The organism is Pseudomonas sp. ADAK7, from assembly GCF_012935675.1.
Taxonomy (GTDB): Bacteria; Pseudomonadota; Gammaproteobacteria; order Pseudomonadales; family Pseudomonadaceae; genus Aquipseudomonas.
Genome location: NZ_CP052861.1, coordinates 4108857 through 4122295 on the forward strand (window position 1 = coordinate 4108857; position 13439 = coordinate 4122295).

Consider the following 13439-nt stretch of genomic DNA (forward strand, 5'->3'; position numbering starts at 1 on the left):
GGAAATTCAATGAAGACTCTGTTTGAAAGCCTTATCCCCATTCCCGTGGCGGCCTTCGGGGCGTGGATCGGCTACATGACCGGGCTTCCGCTCGGCGAGTTGATCGGTGCGATCTGCGTGGTCACGGCGCTGAGCAAAATGGGCGTGCCGATGCGGATGCCCTACCCGTTCGTGGCAACCGTCCAGCTTCTGCTCGGGGTCAGCGTCGGTTCCATCGTCACCGCTTCGATGATGCGTGAATTGACCGACTTCAGCATTCTGGTCGGGCTTCTCATCTGCATGACCACGCAGATCTTCGTCGGCTACAACTGGTTACGACGCATGGAGAAATGGGGCCATATCGAGAGCCTGCTGGGTTCTATTCCGGGCGCGATGGCCGCTGTCATGACCGTCTCCGGGGAGGACGGCCCCGCCTCTGGACGCATCGCGTTCGTGCACATTATTCGTTTGCTCGCGCTGCTGCTGGTCGTGACGATCATCGCCGGCGGACATGCCGAAAGCGCGGCGCCAGTCCTGGGCTCCTTTGATAACTACCTTGGTGTTATCCCGCCTGCGATCGCGGCTGTCGCCCTTGGCTATCTGCTGGAGCGCTTTGACGTTCCCGCGCCTTACATGTTGACCGGCCTGATTTGCACCGCCGCGGTCAATGTCGGCTTTCCTCAAGCCAATCTGCACGTTCCCGATCCCTTCGCGATCGTCGCGCTGATTCTGCTGGGCGGCCTGATCGGTATTCGCCTCAAGGACATTACCTTCAAGGATTTCGTGCGCTACATCCGCGCAGGCCTGGTGGTCACTGCCCTGACGTTCTGCACGACGCTGTTGGTCGCCTTTGCCTTCAGCAAGCTGACCGGCAAGCCCTTCCTCGCCCTGTTCATGTCCTGGGTTCCCGGTGGTGTCGAGGTCATGACGGCAGCGGCGCTGCTGCTGAAACTTGATCCGGCCTTCGTGATGCTCAATCACGTCGTACGGATGTCGATCATCCATATTTCGCCCGTGTTCCTTCCCAAGCGGCTGTTGCAGGAAAACCCTCAGCCTGAACAGTGATTGCCTCTCCACTTCGAATGATAAGGACTTGATCTCGATGACTCATGCCATTGCAATTCACGATCCCACGCTGCGCGACGGAAATCATGCGGTCTCCCATTCCCTGAGCCTGGAGGACATTGCCTCCTACTGCCGAGCCGTGGACGGATGCGGGCTCAGCGTTGTGGAAGTGGGCCACGGCAACGGCCTGGGGGCCTCTTCTCTGCAACTCGGCATCGCGCGGCACAAGGATGCGGAGATGCTCGAAACGGCACGGGCCAACCTGATTCACTCCAAACTCGGGGTCCATCTGATCCCCGGATTTGCGCGGTTGAGCGACATCGATATGGCACTGCAGATCGGGGTCGACGTGCTGCGCATCGCGTCCCATTGCACCGAGGCCAGCCTGACCGAAAGCTATATCGAGCATGCACGTGCCAAAGGCGCCTACGTACAGGGTGTCCTGATGATGACCCACATGGCCAGCCCGGAGAAACTGCTCGAAGAGGCACTCAAGCAGCAGGCCTACGGCGCGAACGCCTTGGTCTTGATGGATTCCGCGGGGCACTTCGACCCTGACAGCACCCGGGAAAAGATCGGCCTGCTGGTCCGGGAGCTCGCCATTCCCGTGGGCTTCCATGGCCACAACAACCTTGGCCTGGCGATTGCCAACTCGCTGGCTGCCGCCCAGGCCGGTGCGACGATCATTGACGGATGCATGCGCGGGTTCGGCGCGGGAGCCGGCAATACCCAGCTGGAGGTTTTGTGCGCGGTGCTCGAGCGCTACACATTCGAGACCGGAGTGAAGGTCTTTGATCTTTGCCGGGCCGTCGAGAGTCTCGAAGACTTCGCGCCCGTCAAAACCCCCACGATTGTGAAGACCGCCAATCTGATCAGCGGCCTCTATGGCGTCTGCAGCGGGTTCGAGAAGCACGTGACCCGCGCGGCGTCCGAGTTTCGTGTCGAGCCTCGAAAAATCTACGAAGAGCTTGCGCGATGCAATGCAGTGGCGGGCCAAGAGGACCTGATCATCTCGGTGGCAAGCCGCCTTTCTCAACCCGCCGTCGCCTGACTCTGGAGCTAAAATGTCTTTGAAAACTGCCATTATCGGAAGTGGCAATATTGGTTGCGATGTACTTTGCAAGGTGCTCGCCCACCCGGACCTGGATTGCACGCTGGTTGCCGGTCGCTCGATGGCGTCATCCGGCCTCGCTTTTGCGCGCGAGCGCGGGGTCGCGACGACCGCGAACGGCGTCGACGGTCTGTTCGAACACCTCAACGAATTCGATCTTGTTTTTGATGCCACCTCGGCGGCAGACCATGAAGCCCATGCGTCCCGCCTGATCGAAGCCGGAAAAACAATCATCAACCTGACCCCGGCGGCCCTCGGCGCGTTGTGCGTTCCCTCCCTCAATGGAATGGAGCTGACAGGGGCCAGCAATATCAACATGATCACCTGTGGCGGCCAGGCGTCCATCCCGCTCGCGGCGGCCATCGCCCGGGCCAATCCGCGTGTGCGCTATATCGAAGTCGTGTCCTCGATCAGTGCCGAAAGCGCCGGCCCGGCCACTCGGCGTAACCTGAGCAACTACATCTCCACGACTGAAAATGCGCTGATCCATTTCACCGGGTGCAAGGACGTCAAGGCGATCCTGAACGTCAATCCCGCCAAACCCAACGTCTACATGCAGACCGCGGTTTCGGCGCTGATCGACGACGTCGATCTGGCCGCGACTCGACGCGAAGTCGAGCGTGCCGTGGCCCAGGTTCAATCGGCCGTGCCGGGGTATGAGGTGATCGTCGACCTCCATTACAGCGAAGGCCGCTTGTTCACCATGGTGCGGGTCGAAGGCGCGGGGCATTTCCTCGATCCAAGCGCGGGCAACCTCGACATCATCACGGCGACGGCAACGTACATGGCTGCGCTCATGGCTCGAGGCCGCCAGGCCGAGCGCGCCGCCTGACTCAGCGTAAAGGAGACATTGCCATGCCTACTCTTTCGCCAGATCTCGAATTTGCGCGGTTTTGCCCTATTCTCGGTGTCGCCCAAAAGGTCAGGGAAGCGCCGCGGCCGGTCATCGATCTCGGCGTCGGCGTGCCGGGCTTCCTGCCCGCCCCTCATATCGTCGAGGCCGCTGTCAGGGCGGCCAACGAAGACACCGGCGGATATGGCTCGAGCCGCGGCGACGAGGCGCTGCTGTCGGCGTATCTGGGCTATCTGCATGACTTGGGTTTTACCCAGTATTCCAGGCAGAACCTGGTGGCCGGCCTCGGCGCCAAGCACCTTCTGTTCAGCGTGCTGCGAGCGATCATTCGCCCCGGCGACGAGATCCTTGTTTCCACCCCTTGCTGGCCGACCTATTTCGACATCGCCGACCTGGTCGGAGCCGGTGTCGTCAACGTCAGTTGCTCGGCGCAAACCGATTTCAAGATGACGGCGCAAGCCCTTGAAAGCGCGCTTTGCGACAAGGTGCGGGTGGTCATGCTGAACTCGCCTGGCAACCCTACCGGGGCCGTCTATACCGCGGCCGAACTCGCGTCTCTGGCGCAGGTGTTGCGCAAAAAGGATGTGTGGATCATCTCGGATGATGTCTATCAGCGTTTCGTCTACGGCATGGAGAGTTGCCCCAGCCTCCTGTCGGTGGCGCCAGACTTGAGCGACCGCATCATCAAGATCGACAGCGTATCCAAGCTCTATGGGATGCCGGGCTGGCGAGTTGGCCTGCTGGCGGCCGATCCACGGATTGCCGATGCGGTCACCACGCTCAATTCCAATTCGATCTCGAACATTCCACCCATCGCAGCGGCAGCGGCAGCGGCGGCCTTCGGTGGCGACCAGACGTTTTCCCACGCGGCACGGGACCGTTTGCTCGCGCAACGCCAATCGTTGCTCGCCGACTTGCAGGGCGCCGCGCACCTGAGGTTTTGCGAACCCTCGGGGGCGTTTTATCTGTTTATGGATATCAGCCAAACCCTCGGCAAATCCTACCGGGGCCGATTGATTGCGGATGACGAAGCGTTCTGCTCCGTGCTGCTGGAGGAATACGGCGTGGCGCTGATCCCCGGCAGCTTTTTTGGCGCGCCCGGCCACGCGAGATTGTCGTATTCCGGCAATGCCGGGCAGGTCAAGTCCGGCGTCGTGCGCTTGAAAGAGTTCCTGGCAGCCCTGTCGTGACTGTCGGTGAAGTTCGTGCGTTGCGGGTGACCGCGAGCAGCTCAGCGTTTCATTGGGAAAGGGTGGTGGCGCGCCGCCGCCCCTCTCCTGCCAAGCCGAAGCGAACGTAGGGAAGCGGTTTTATATAAGGAAATACCTTGATGAAAAATGCCTTTGCAATCGTCGGCTGCGGCGCGACGGCCATTGCCTTCCTGCAGCGTCACCTCGATCGCGTCGCGGCTTGTGTCGCTCCGGCCGGAACCATTTATCTCTTCGAAAAACGCGATGACTTCGGACGCGGTGCGGCCTATGAGGATGATCTCGAAAGCAACATCCTCAACACCAAGACCAGCCTGATTACGCCCTACCCCCATCTCCCAGGTCATTTCCAGGGCTGGCTCGAAAAACATCCAGCCGCGTGGCGGCGTGCGTTCCCCGCCTTTAACCCGCTACCGGACAGCTATGCGCCGCGGGCGTTGTTCGGCGTTTACTTGCAGGATCAGCTCAAGAAAATCGTGCTGCGCGGCGCCTCCCTAGGCTGTCAGTTAGTGCTGATGAATGCAGAGGTCTGTGCGATCGACCTGATCGATAGCGCGGAGACCGTGCGCACGCGTTGCGGGTTGAGCATCCGCACCGAAAAGGTCTTCCTGTTCTGTGGCGCCCTGAGCAAGAAAACCGATCCCGGCCAGCAGGACGAGCGCTCGCTGGATACGCCTTATCCGGTTTCGCGCCTTCTCGAAAAGATTTCCCCGGATGAACGCGTGGCGGTGATCGGCGCGCGATTGAGCGCTATCGATACCGTGATCGCGCTCATCGAAGGCGGGCATCGCGGTGTGATTCGCATGCATTCGCGCAGTGGCTATTTCCCTGTGGCTCGCGGCACCCAGGAACGTGTCGAACTCAAGCACCTGACCCAGGAAGGCATCCGCGCGCTCGTCGCGCAAAATGGGCCCTTGCAGATCAGCGACCTGGTCGCGCTGTTTCGCAAGGAACTGGCCGCTCAGGACCCGACCTCGGCAAGCGTCGTGATCCCCTTGCCAGCCCCTCCGACCGACGTCATCAGCTTCATCGAAAACGAGATCACGCTCTCGCAATCGCCACGTATCTGGCAAGCCATCCTCTACGCGACCAACGGCTTCATTGAGTACCTTTGGCAGTCGCTGGACGACACCGCGCAAGCCAGGTTCATGAGCGAGTATTTCAGCTTCTTCATGGCCTACCGCGTCTCGATCCCGGTGGAAAACGCGCGCAAGATCCTCAGTTACCTTCGCAGTGGCCAGCTCGAATTCGTAGCCGGCTCATTCGCCGCGCCCGCGCCAGATGATTCACAGGGACTGGCCATTCGGGGGATTGGCTGGGCGTATGTTTATAACCGCGTGATCTACGCGATCGGCTTCCCGCGGGACGCCAACTTGCTGGAGTCGACGTTGCTGGCCTCGCTCCTGAAGAACGGCACGGCAACCTGTCATCCGATGGGCGGAATCTGCATCGACCCGGACACTTATCGCATTCAGGGCAGGATGGGCTCGGCACGGCATATTTATGCGGTCGGTGAACTCACCGTTGGCCAGCTGTTCTTCACCTCGGCGCTCGAAATCAACGGGCGACACGCCTTCCGCTGCGCGGACGCGATGGAATGGATAGAAGGAACCCAAAGGGTTGAACGCGTGGAAGAGCATGTTTGAACACAACAAAGCCCTCGCAGAAATGCGAGGGCTTTGGCGTTTAAGCGGCGAGTGAAACCAGGTCTCAGTGACCCGCGCTCTGCCCACCATCGACGTGCAGAATCTCGCCAGTGACAAAGTTTGCAGTGTCGAGATAGACGATCGCCTGGGTGATGTCGTGGACTTCACCCATGTGCCCGACCGGGTGCAGTGCGCCCAGGGCCGCGTGGGTTTCTTCACTGTGCATCGGCGTCTTGATGATGCCAGGGCTCACCGCATTCACTCGAATCCCACGCTTGGCGTACTCAATGGCCAAGGACTTGGTCGCCGCGTTCAAGCCACCCTTGGTCAGCGACGCCAGTACCGATGGCACACCGTCAATTGCGTGATCCACCAGGCTGGTGGTGATGTTGACGACGTGACCGCTGCCCTGTTTTTCCATCTCGGTAATCGCGAGTTGGGTAATGTAGAAGAAGCCATTCAAGTTCACCGACAGCACCGCGGCGTAGTCTTCTTCGGTGTAAGCGGTAAACGGTTTGGCGACGAAGATCCCGGCGTTATTGACCAGAGTATCGACACGACCAAAGCGCTCAATCGCCTCGCGAATCACTTGCCGGGCTACTGCCGGATCGCCGATGTCGCCCGCCACCGTGTGGATGTCCGGATCGGTGGACGGTTTGATCGAACGCGAAGTGGCGACCACCTTGTAATCCAGATCACGAAACGCCTTGACCATGCCGGCGCCGAGACCTTGGGAAGCGCCCGTGATAACGATGACTTTTTTCGAGTTGCTCATGATGAACCTCAACTAATAAATGATGGTTTGAAAAAGTGATGAATCAGGCTTCAACAGGCGCCTGCGCCATTTGCCGCAACATCTGTTCGTAGTACTCGACCGACTGCGAACCGGACACCAGGTGACGGCCGTTCAGCACCATGGCCGGGACCGAATTGATGCCGCGCTCGCGATAAAACTCCTCAAGATCACGCACTTCCGTGGCGAACGCTCCGGATGCCAGAACCTCACGGGCAGACCCCGCATCCAGCCCCACTTCTGCCGCCAGTCGAACCAGCGTCTCGCGATCACTCAGGTTCTGGCCGTCAGTGAAATAGCCACGCAGCAAAGCTTTCTTCAGTGCGACCTGCCGCCCTTCCCGCAATGCCCACGTCAGCAATCGGTGCGCATCAAAGGTGTTGTAGAAGTGGCTGCGCTTCTCCAGATCGAAGGTGAAACCGAGGGCCTCGCCGCGAGCGATTTGCGTCGCTTTACCGGCGGCGACGTCTTCGGCGGTGCGTCCATATTTGCGCATCAAATGCTCGACCGCTTTCTCGCCGACTGCCGGCATGTCCGGGTTCAACTCGAAAGGCTTGTAAGTCAACTCGACCGACACCTCACCGGCCACGTTCTCGATCGCCTGCTCCAACGCCGTCGCACCCAACGCACACCACGGGCACACCACGTCGGAGATGAAATCGATAGCGACAGTCGCGGTCATGACTTGCCCTCCGCGTCAGCCAGCTGCTTGCGGTACTGGGTGGTGGAGATGCCGGCGTAACCCCAGTTATCGGTGTCGACTTCTTCGATCACGATGTGGGTCAGGTGCGGATCCTTTTTGAGGACGCGCTGCAGGGTTTCAGTGATTTCGGCGATCACCTGAGCTTTCTGCTCCGAGGTAACGCCATCGCGGGTAATGCGAACGCTGACGAAAGGCATGAGGGAATCTCCAGTGACCTGCCCCGTCGGGATGAGGGGGAGGCGTTGGAGATAAATGTAGGAGGTTGGGTCAGGGGGATAAAGGTGGGGGTGGGTACTTCATTAGTTACTTGGTGTAATGATTACGGCAGCGGCAGGCGCTAAAACTGTTTGCTTCAAAAATGTTGAATCGGCCAATCTCCATTTTTTCGCAATCATTTCCGTTTCATGTAATCCGCCAGGTTACTTGTCGCTATTTCTCAGCTTTTTCGACGCGTTCTGGCGACGTGTCTCTGCGCGATTCGAACCGTTTCTCACTGTTTAAGTCTTCTTTCTCAGCGGCAGGAAGGACTTGTCTCGTTTTCATCTCACGCACAGATTCCAGCAAATCCTTCTGAAACTGATTCAGTTCTACATCCATTGCTGATGCTCCTCGAGCAAATCGACAACCCTATTGGTAGGTCATCCAAATTATCAAAATTATGCCCGGGCAATAATTATTGCTCAGCCATAAAAAACACTAAACCGTTCACCCCACGCCACCACCTCGCCACAATTGCGCATCCTCCCGCCTCAAGCTACCTTCAAGCCGTCGCTGCCAATTCAGCGACCGGGCCTGAGAACCCGGGTAATATGTAGGCGCACGAGCGCCACCAAATCACGATTGTCGGCGTTTTTTTGTGCCTGCATTTCCGTGTTATGGCGGCTGTGCGTGGGAGGCCTTCGGGTCTGCCGGTTTCCTACATTTCCGGTTCTCAGCCTGCGCACAGCTGTCACCCATTCGCCTGAGAACGAACGTGGCAGCTCTCACTTATATGTAGGAGTTTTGCTAATGCTTGCCATCAGTCCGTCCAAAATTTGCGCCACTGCTGCACCGGTCATCACCCACCACCGCCCAAAAACCGGAGGTGCCCAATGACCATCCCTCAAGACCTGAAAACCATCGGCCTCACCCCGTTCTCCTACCACGCCAACGAAGCGCTGTTTCGCATCAACTCCGGTGTCCCGGTGATCGAAGCCCTTTCCCATGCTTCCAACCTGCTCCACGTCGCCAAACTGCTCGCCTCTGACGCTGCCATGGTTCGCGAAACCGACCGGCATGCCTGGGCGTCGTATTATTTGCAGGAAATGAGCAAGGCGATCATCGATGACGTGGTGAAGGTTCTCGACGCACCATGTAACAACCGCCGTCCAACGTAGTCGCGCACGCATAAAAAAGCCCCGAATCAATCGGGGCTTTTTGCGTGCTGGAATCATTAAAAATTTGAGCTCCATGCATAAAATCGATTATCCCTGCATAAAAACGATTACAAAACTGACCTTTTGCTTAAAAACGATTAGAAACCGGCCAAGCAGTCTCAAGATCTAACAATTTTTGCCCCTCCCACTCAAACCTCACTCACCTCAAACACAAACGAAATCCTCCGACTGCTCGCACTCCACACATACCGAATATGCTTCCCCTGCTTCGGAATCGACACCGCCGGCGGTCGAAACGCCGCAACACACTCATGCCCCGGCAACCGAACGCTGTTGTAGAGCAATCCCCATGACAACGTTTCGCGAAGTTGCCGAGCGAACGCCTGGGACGGGCCGTAAGCAGTCGGGTCTGGATCATGAAGCTGCGGATAGTTTTGGCGAATATCATGTAGCGGTTTGACGACCTTGTTGACGTAAGTGCGCATGGTCAACTCAAGGTCTGGCTCATTGGTCGCAGCGAGAAACCGTTCCTGGTGATAGCTCGTCTCGGCGATAGCCGCAGCCTGGCTGCTAGCGGCGTAATAGACGCCAAATGTGCCATCGGTAAAGCGACTGGTTTTGCCGATATGCGTAAACGCAGCCATCACCGGCGTGGAGCCGGGTCCAGAGATTCGATCCTCAGGACGCACCCGGGAGAGCACGCCGGCCTCTTCCATCAATCGGTCGTTGGTGAGTGCTTCGAGGGCGTACGCGGTAGGCAGGTCTTCCGGATCGAGCACATCTTCAAATAACGAGATCGGCGGGAAGCAGCTGTTGACGATCCGATAGGCTCGCGACCATTGCGGATCGGCCAGTTCCGGCGCCATCAACCGCGCACTCCGTCGAGGTAGCGGCGTACGTCAGCGATGTCCACCACGCGGCCGACCAGCATGTAGTCCAAAGCAGTTTGGCCGTTAAACGGCGCGGCGGTGTTCGGGCTGCTGACCCATTTATAGGCGCGCTCGCGGCTATTGCTGAAGATGATGCTCAGCGCTTTGTGGATGCCCATCAGGTAGGAAATGCGTTCCAGGGTGTCGTGGGGCAGACGCACGTTGGGCGGTAGGTGTTTGTACTTGTAGAACGTGGTGTTGCCGACTTTGCCCAGCAGCGTGCGTTGCTGCTCGGCGCTGCAACCCCAACGTTCCATGAGGTTGAAGAAGAACTTGAGCGCAACCCGGCCGGCTTCGGGGGAGTCGAGTTGTTGCTGTGGGCTGAGGGCGGGTGATGAGGTAGGCATGGGATCGCCTCCGTAGCAATGTCTAGAGTCAGACTAGTACAGATACGGATAAATATGTGAATTTAATCCATAAGCGAATAAAGAGCCTTTATTGCACCTAATCGAAAAGACGCACACCTCCCGCGTTTTTTTGATCCCAATCACCCCACCATCACCAAAAACCCCGATCCTGTGTAAGCCTCCAGCCATCGGCTGCGGAATCAATTCGCTACTAAACCCGCGACAACTATGCTCAGGTGCAGGAATATAGCCGGCATAGGTGCAGGATCGGCCGCTAAGTACACAACAATTGCCAGCCCACTTTAGAGGGCATTACCCCATGGATAGCAGAACCTTACGCAACCTCATGCGCATCGTGCAGACCGGCTCGTTGTCGGCGGCGGCAGAGCATTCCTGTTTGACCGTGCAGGCGTTGGCCGCGCAGTTGAACAAGGTCGAAGAGCAGTTTGGTTTTCGCCTGTTTCGACGTTCCAACAAGGGCCTGACCCTGACTGCGCAGGGCACGGAGCTCACGCCGTATATGGACAAGGTCCTGGTGGCGACGCGGCAGATGGAAGAGAAAGTCGCGGCGCTGAAGGTACCCGGCCAGCGCACGCTGAAGGTGGCGTTGAATACCACGCTGTCGGAGGACTTCAACCGGCGCATGATCGGACGCCTGTTTGAGGTGTTTCCTGACCATCAGTTGGAATTCTCCTACGCCGAGTCGATGGAAAATCTGAGCAAGTTGAAGAATGAAGACTTCGACCTGGCCGTTTTGATCGGACCGCAAAAACCGGGGATGCCGAGCATTTTGTTGCCGGACGTACACGTTCAGGTGGTCGGCGCTCACTGTGGTCAGGAAAACGATCCGCTGGTGATGCTGGGCGACAAGTTTCAGGTTCGTCCTGCGGATGATTGTCCGTATTCCCACAGCTTCCTGCGCTTTCTCGACGCCGGCCTCGGCAACTACGAAACCGGCCAACGGATGATTTATTCCTGCAGCGAAACCCTGACCCTGTCGCTGATCCCGCAAATGGACGGCATCGGCATGGTGTCTCGCGACGCCGCACAGCGTAACGGCTTGACCATTTTCCCCGGTTTCGAGGATTTCCTCGAAGTGCGGTTGGCGGTCAATAACCCTGAGTTGTCGGGCCAGGCCTTGAGCGATGTGGTCGACTTGCGCCTACATGAACGAGCCGAGCGCAATGTACGCAGCCGTCCCGACCGCCACACTGAGAAAGAGGTTTTTGCTGAAATACGCACATAACAACGTCGGAATCGCTGCATAGAATTCCGGGCGATCGAGCTGCACATGCTGGTCCTTGATCAACAAGGGCGTAAGGCTGATCGCAGCGACGATCGCCACTGGCAGGTATTCCAACGCCCTTGCAACAAACGGTGGCCAGTGGTCGGTGTTCACCTGCAGCGGCAATGCGCGCGGCAGGAAGGTCACGGCCATCATCAGCACCACGACCAGGATCAGGAACGTTTGGTCAGGCATACACCCACCCCGCAACCCACAAATGTGGCGATAAATACGTTGAATGGCGAGCTGCCGACCAGGCTCAAGGCGCCCATGCAGGCGACTGCGGCCAGTGCGGCGATCAGCTTGTTGCGGGTGTTGCACAGCGACACCAGCACGTAGAGCATCATCGCGGTCAGGGCATAGTCGAGTTGATATTTGATCAAGTGCGACGCGTACTGCGCGCAGATCGCCCCGAGCAATCCACCAAGCACCCACGAGGTGTGGCAAAACAGGTTGAAGCCGATCAGGTAACGCACATTGACCGGCGCGCCGCTGCCCAGTTTCACGCTGTGGAAAGCGAAGGATTCATCGGTCAGTCCGCCGGCATAACACCAACGCTCAAAACGACTTAGCCCCAACGCCCGCAAGGCCTTGGCCATGTAAACCGACATCAGCATGTGCCGCGCGTTGATCAAAAACGTGGTGAGGATAATCGTGGTCAGCGAGGCGCCGCTGGAGATCAGCGCCAACGCGGCGAACTGCGAAGCCCCGGCATACACGAACAGGCACATTGCGACCGGCAACCACACAGGCAACCCCGCGTTGACGGCCATCAAGCCAAACACAAACGACACCGTGAAGTAGCCGGCCACTACCGGACTGGCTTCTGCAAACGTGCGCGAAGGCTGTGGCTCGACCATCAGCGGCTGGCTGCTGGACGTCTCATTCATAGGTCCCTCTCAAAGGTCGTTTCGCCACGCGGCTCGCAAAAACCCTGGGCAGTCCAAAAACGTTTGCCGGCAAGGTTAGCATCGTCGACGAACAGGAACATCCGCAGTACACCCACGCGTTTCATGTCCGCCGAAGCCGCTTCCACCAGGCGCTGGCCCACGCCTTGGGCGCGATAAAGCGGGCTCACCGCCAAGTGGTTGATGGTGCCACGGCTGCCGAGCATACCGCCCAGCACCGCGCCGACCACTTCGCCGCTGAGGTCGAGCGCCAGGTACGCGGTGGTGGTTTTCTGCACCAACACACCGCGCAGGCATTTGGCATCCTGCCAGTCGCAGAACGACACTTCGTCGAACTGCCGAAAGAAGCGCTCCAGGCGCACGGCATCCTTTGCGTTGGCCCGCCACATCATCACTGATGTGGAGGGGCTGTCCATGGGGTCGAGCTGTTCAGCGAACAATGTCGAAAGCGGTCCCGGGCCGCGAGAAGGAAATCGCCAGGATTTGCCGGTACGCCATGTCGTGGGAATGGGTATTGCGGGCCGGGGTTACGTAGTGGCGCATGTCGCGGTCGAGGAAGAACGTGGTGTCGAGGATTTCCTGATACGTCGTCGACGCCAGTTGCTCTTCGTGGGCGCTGTAGAGACGGCTTTCGGCACCGTCCACATTGTTGCGTCCCCAGAAGTGCACGCCGCTGAACGGATAACCGTCGCAATGAATGCCTTCGGGGGTGATTTCCAGTTGCTTGCCTGGCTTGATCTCGATACGGATCTGATGGATCTGGCATTGCCAGATTTCATCGTGCAACTCCGGCGGCAGCACGTTTTTATACACTTCAAAATCGATGTCGATCAGGCTGCGCATTACCGGCGAGTTGATCACTTCGTCGGAGAAGTCCTGGAAGTGGCGAACCATGCCGCCGACGTAGCTGTTGTTGGCCTTGGACTGAACATAGGCCCGATGCTCCAGTTGCGTCAGCTCGCGGGTTACCGGGTTGTATTCGAAGTCACTGTAGCGACGAAAACGCATACCGGATTCGGCCTGGCCGTAGTAGCTGTCCGGTTCCATGTTTTCCCAACTTTTGGTCAGTCGGACGAAGTCGGCAAAATGACCGTAGAGATTGAAGTCACCACCCTGGACGTTGACAAATTTGTCGCGTCTTAGCGATTCGCCAACTTCTCTGTTTAACACGATCATTACAAGTCTCCGCTGCATTGAGCGGCCTAATCTATTAGGTGCAGGATTTGCGTCCATGAG

The 13439-nt window shown here is 58.4% G+C and carries 17 protein-coding genes; 7 read left to right on the top strand and 10 right to left on the bottom strand.

Annotated elements, in window-relative coordinates:
• Window positions 1-9: 9 nt before the first annotated feature.
• The 5 genes from HKK53_RS18875 to HKK53_RS18895 all read left to right on the top strand — a co-directional run bounded on the left by HKK53_RS18875 (window position 10) and on the right by HKK53_RS18895 (window position 5862).
• On the top strand, window positions 10-1044 hold the full coding sequence (locus HKK53_RS18875) for an AbrB family transcriptional regulator (RefSeq protein ID WP_169372077.1): 1035 nt from the start codon (window positions 10-12) through the stop codon (window positions 1042-1044).
• A gap of 37 nt (window positions 1045-1081) precedes the next feature.
• On the top strand, window positions 1082-2095 hold the full coding sequence (dmpG, locus tag HKK53_RS18880; protein ID WP_169372078.1) for a 4-hydroxy-2-oxovalerate aldolase: 1014 nt from the start codon (window positions 1082-1084) through the stop codon (window positions 2093-2095).
• Between the two features lie 19 nt (window positions 2096-2114).
• Window positions 2115-2987, top strand: coding sequence for an acetaldehyde dehydrogenase (acetylating) (locus tag HKK53_RS18885; protein ID WP_169372079.1), 873 nt, complete (start codon window positions 2115-2117; stop codon window positions 2985-2987).
• 23 nt (window positions 2988-3010) lie between these two features.
• Window positions 3011-4198: a pyridoxal phosphate-dependent aminotransferase gene (locus HKK53_RS18890; protein ID WP_169372080.1), complete on the top strand. Its 1188-nt coding sequence runs from the start codon at window positions 3011-3013 to the stop codon at window positions 4196-4198.
• A gap of 140 nt (window positions 4199-4338) precedes the next feature.
• A complete protein-coding gene (locus HKK53_RS18895) occupies window positions 4339-5862 on the top strand; it encodes an FAD/NAD(P)-binding protein (protein WP_169372081.1) in 1524 nt (507 codons plus the stop codon).
• Between the two features lie 64 nt (window positions 5863-5926).
• Here HKK53_RS18895 and HKK53_RS18900 read toward each other — a convergent pair whose 3' ends face one another.
• The 4 genes from HKK53_RS18900 to HKK53_RS18915 form a co-directional block, all read right to left on the bottom strand.
• Window positions 5927-6637: an SDR family NAD(P)-dependent oxidoreductase gene (locus HKK53_RS18900; protein ID WP_169372082.1), complete on the bottom strand. Its 711-nt coding sequence runs from the start codon at window positions 6635-6637 to the stop codon at window positions 5927-5929.
• A 43-nt stretch (window positions 6638-6680) separates the two neighbouring features.
• Window positions 6681-7337: a DsbA family oxidoreductase gene (locus tag HKK53_RS18905; protein ID WP_169372083.1), complete on the bottom strand. Its 657-nt coding sequence runs from the start codon at window positions 7335-7337 to the stop codon at window positions 6681-6683.
• Window positions 7334-7555, bottom strand: a complete 222-nt coding sequence (locus HKK53_RS18910; RefSeq protein ID WP_169372084.1) for a tautomerase family protein — start codon at window positions 7553-7555, stop codon at window positions 7334-7336. Before HKK53_RS18910 ends, HKK53_RS18905 begins: the two co-directional genes overlap by 4 nt.
• A gap of 232 nt (window positions 7556-7787) precedes the next feature.
• Window positions 7788-7955, bottom strand: a complete 168-nt coding sequence (locus tag HKK53_RS18915; protein WP_169372085.1) for a hypothetical protein — start codon at window positions 7953-7955, stop codon at window positions 7788-7790.
• 494 nt (window positions 7956-8449) lie between these two features.
• Between HKK53_RS18915 and HKK53_RS18920 the strand changes: the two genes are divergently transcribed.
• Window positions 8450-8734 carry a DUF3077 domain-containing protein gene (locus HKK53_RS18920; protein ID WP_123598117.1) on the top strand — a complete coding sequence of 95 codons (285 nt, stop codon included), beginning with the start codon at window positions 8450-8452 and terminating at the stop codon, window positions 8732-8734.
• A 188-nt stretch (window positions 8735-8922) separates the two neighbouring features.
• Here HKK53_RS18920 and HKK53_RS18925 read toward each other — a convergent pair whose 3' ends face one another.
• Both HKK53_RS18925 and HKK53_RS18930 read right to left on the bottom strand, forming a co-directional pair.
• Window positions 8923-9600, bottom strand: a complete 678-nt coding sequence (locus HKK53_RS18925; protein WP_169372086.1) for an RES family NAD+ phosphorylase — start codon at window positions 9598-9600, stop codon at window positions 8923-8925.
• Window positions 9600-10010, bottom strand: coding sequence for an MbcA/ParS/Xre antitoxin family protein (locus HKK53_RS18930; protein ID WP_149659072.1), 411 nt, complete (start codon window positions 10008-10010; stop codon window positions 9600-9602). The genes HKK53_RS18925 and HKK53_RS18930 overlap by 1 nt, the downstream gene beginning before the upstream one ends.
• Before the next feature lie 319 nt (window positions 10011-10329).
• Here HKK53_RS18930 and HKK53_RS18935 point away from each other — a divergent pair, with 319 nt between their 5' ends.
• Window positions 10330-11256 carry a LysR family transcriptional regulator gene (locus tag HKK53_RS18935; protein WP_169372087.1) on the top strand — a complete coding sequence of 309 codons (927 nt, stop codon included), beginning with the start codon at window positions 10330-10332 and terminating at the stop codon, window positions 11254-11256.
• Here the strand turns inward: HKK53_RS18935 and HKK53_RS18940 are convergent.
• The 4 genes from HKK53_RS18940 to HKK53_RS18955 are packed head-to-tail and all read right to left on the bottom strand — an operon-like array spanning window position 11173 to window position 13379.
• Complete coding sequence (locus tag HKK53_RS18940) at window positions 11173-11490, bottom strand: AzlD domain-containing protein (RefSeq protein ID WP_010464672.1); 318 nt, start codon at window positions 11488-11490, stop codon at window positions 11173-11175. The two genes, HKK53_RS18935 and HKK53_RS18940, sit on opposite strands and share 84 nt — an antisense overlap.
• Window positions 11469-12185: an AzlC family ABC transporter permease gene (locus HKK53_RS18945; RefSeq protein WP_169372088.1), complete on the bottom strand. Its 717-nt coding sequence runs from the start codon at window positions 12183-12185 to the stop codon at window positions 11469-11471. The genes HKK53_RS18940 and HKK53_RS18945 overlap by 22 nt, the downstream gene beginning before the upstream one ends.
• Window positions 12182-12619: a GNAT family N-acetyltransferase gene (locus HKK53_RS18950; protein ID WP_178117459.1), complete on the bottom strand. Its 438-nt coding sequence runs from the start codon at window positions 12617-12619 to the stop codon at window positions 12182-12184. The genes HKK53_RS18945 and HKK53_RS18950 overlap by 4 nt, the downstream gene beginning before the upstream one ends.
• A gap of 13 nt (window positions 12620-12632) precedes the next feature.
• On the bottom strand, window positions 12633-13379 hold the full coding sequence (locus HKK53_RS18955; RefSeq protein WP_133837792.1) for a 2OG-Fe dioxygenase family protein: 747 nt from the start codon (window positions 13377-13379) through the stop codon (window positions 12633-12635).
• Window positions 13380-13439: the final 60 nt, after the last annotated feature.

What these genes read in the sequence shown, in the direction of transcription:
- HKK53_RS18875 (WP_169372077.1), top strand. Translation starts at nt 10, where the DNA reads ATGAAGACTCTGTTTGAAAGCCTTATCCCCATTCCCGTGGCGGCCTTC.
- dmpG (WP_169372078.1), top strand. Translation starts at nt 1,082, where the DNA reads ATGACTCATGCCATTGCAATTCACGATCCCACGCTGCGCGACGGAAAT.
- HKK53_RS18890 (WP_169372080.1), top strand. Translation starts at nt 3,011, where the DNA reads ATGCCTACTCTTTCGCCAGATCTCGAATTTGCGCGGTTTTGCCCTATT.
- HKK53_RS18895 (WP_169372081.1), top strand. Translation starts at nt 4,339, where the DNA reads ATGAAAAATGCCTTTGCAATCGTCGGCTGCGGCGCGACGGCCATTGCC.
- HKK53_RS18900 (WP_169372082.1), bottom strand. Translation starts at nt 6,637, where the DNA reads ATGAGCAACTCGAAAAAAGTCATCGTTATCACGGGCGCTTCCCAAGGT.
- HKK53_RS18905 (WP_169372083.1), bottom strand. Translation starts at nt 7,337, where the DNA reads ATGACCGCGACTGTCGCTATCGATTTCATCTCCGACGTGGTGTGCCCG.
- HKK53_RS18910 (WP_169372084.1), bottom strand. Translation starts at nt 7,555, where the DNA reads ATGCCTTTCGTCAGCGTTCGCATTACCCGCGATGGCGTTACCTCGGAG.
- HKK53_RS18915 (WP_169372085.1), bottom strand. Translation starts at nt 7,955, where the DNA reads ATGGATGTAGAACTGAATCAGTTTCAGAAGGATTTGCTGGAATCTGTG.
- HKK53_RS18920 (WP_123598117.1), top strand. Translation starts at nt 8,450, where the DNA reads ATGACCATCCCTCAAGACCTGAAAACCATCGGCCTCACCCCGTTCTCC.
- HKK53_RS18925 (WP_169372086.1), bottom strand. Translation starts at nt 9,600, where the DNA reads ATGGCGCCGGAACTGGCCGATCCGCAATGGTCGCGAGCCTATCGGATC.
- HKK53_RS18930 (WP_149659072.1), bottom strand. Translation starts at nt 10,010, where the DNA reads ATGCCTACCTCATCACCCGCCCTCAGCCCACAGCAACAACTCGACTCC.
- HKK53_RS18935 (WP_169372087.1), top strand. Translation starts at nt 10,330, where the DNA reads ATGGATAGCAGAACCTTACGCAACCTCATGCGCATCGTGCAGACCGGC.
- HKK53_RS18940 (WP_010464672.1), bottom strand. Translation starts at nt 11,490, where the DNA reads ATGCCTGACCAAACGTTCCTGATCCTGGTCGTGGTGCTGATGATGGCC.
- HKK53_RS18945 (WP_169372088.1), bottom strand. Translation starts at nt 12,185, where the DNA reads ATGAATGAGACGTCCAGCAGCCAGCCGCTGATGGTCGAGCCACAGCCT.
- HKK53_RS18950 (WP_178117459.1), bottom strand. Translation starts at nt 12,619, where the DNA reads ATGGACAGCCCCTCCACATCAGTGATGATGTGGCGGGCCAACGCAAAG.
- HKK53_RS18955 (WP_133837792.1), bottom strand. Translation starts at nt 13,379, where the DNA reads ATGATCGTGTTAAACAGAGAAGTTGGCGAATCGCTAAGACGCGACAAA.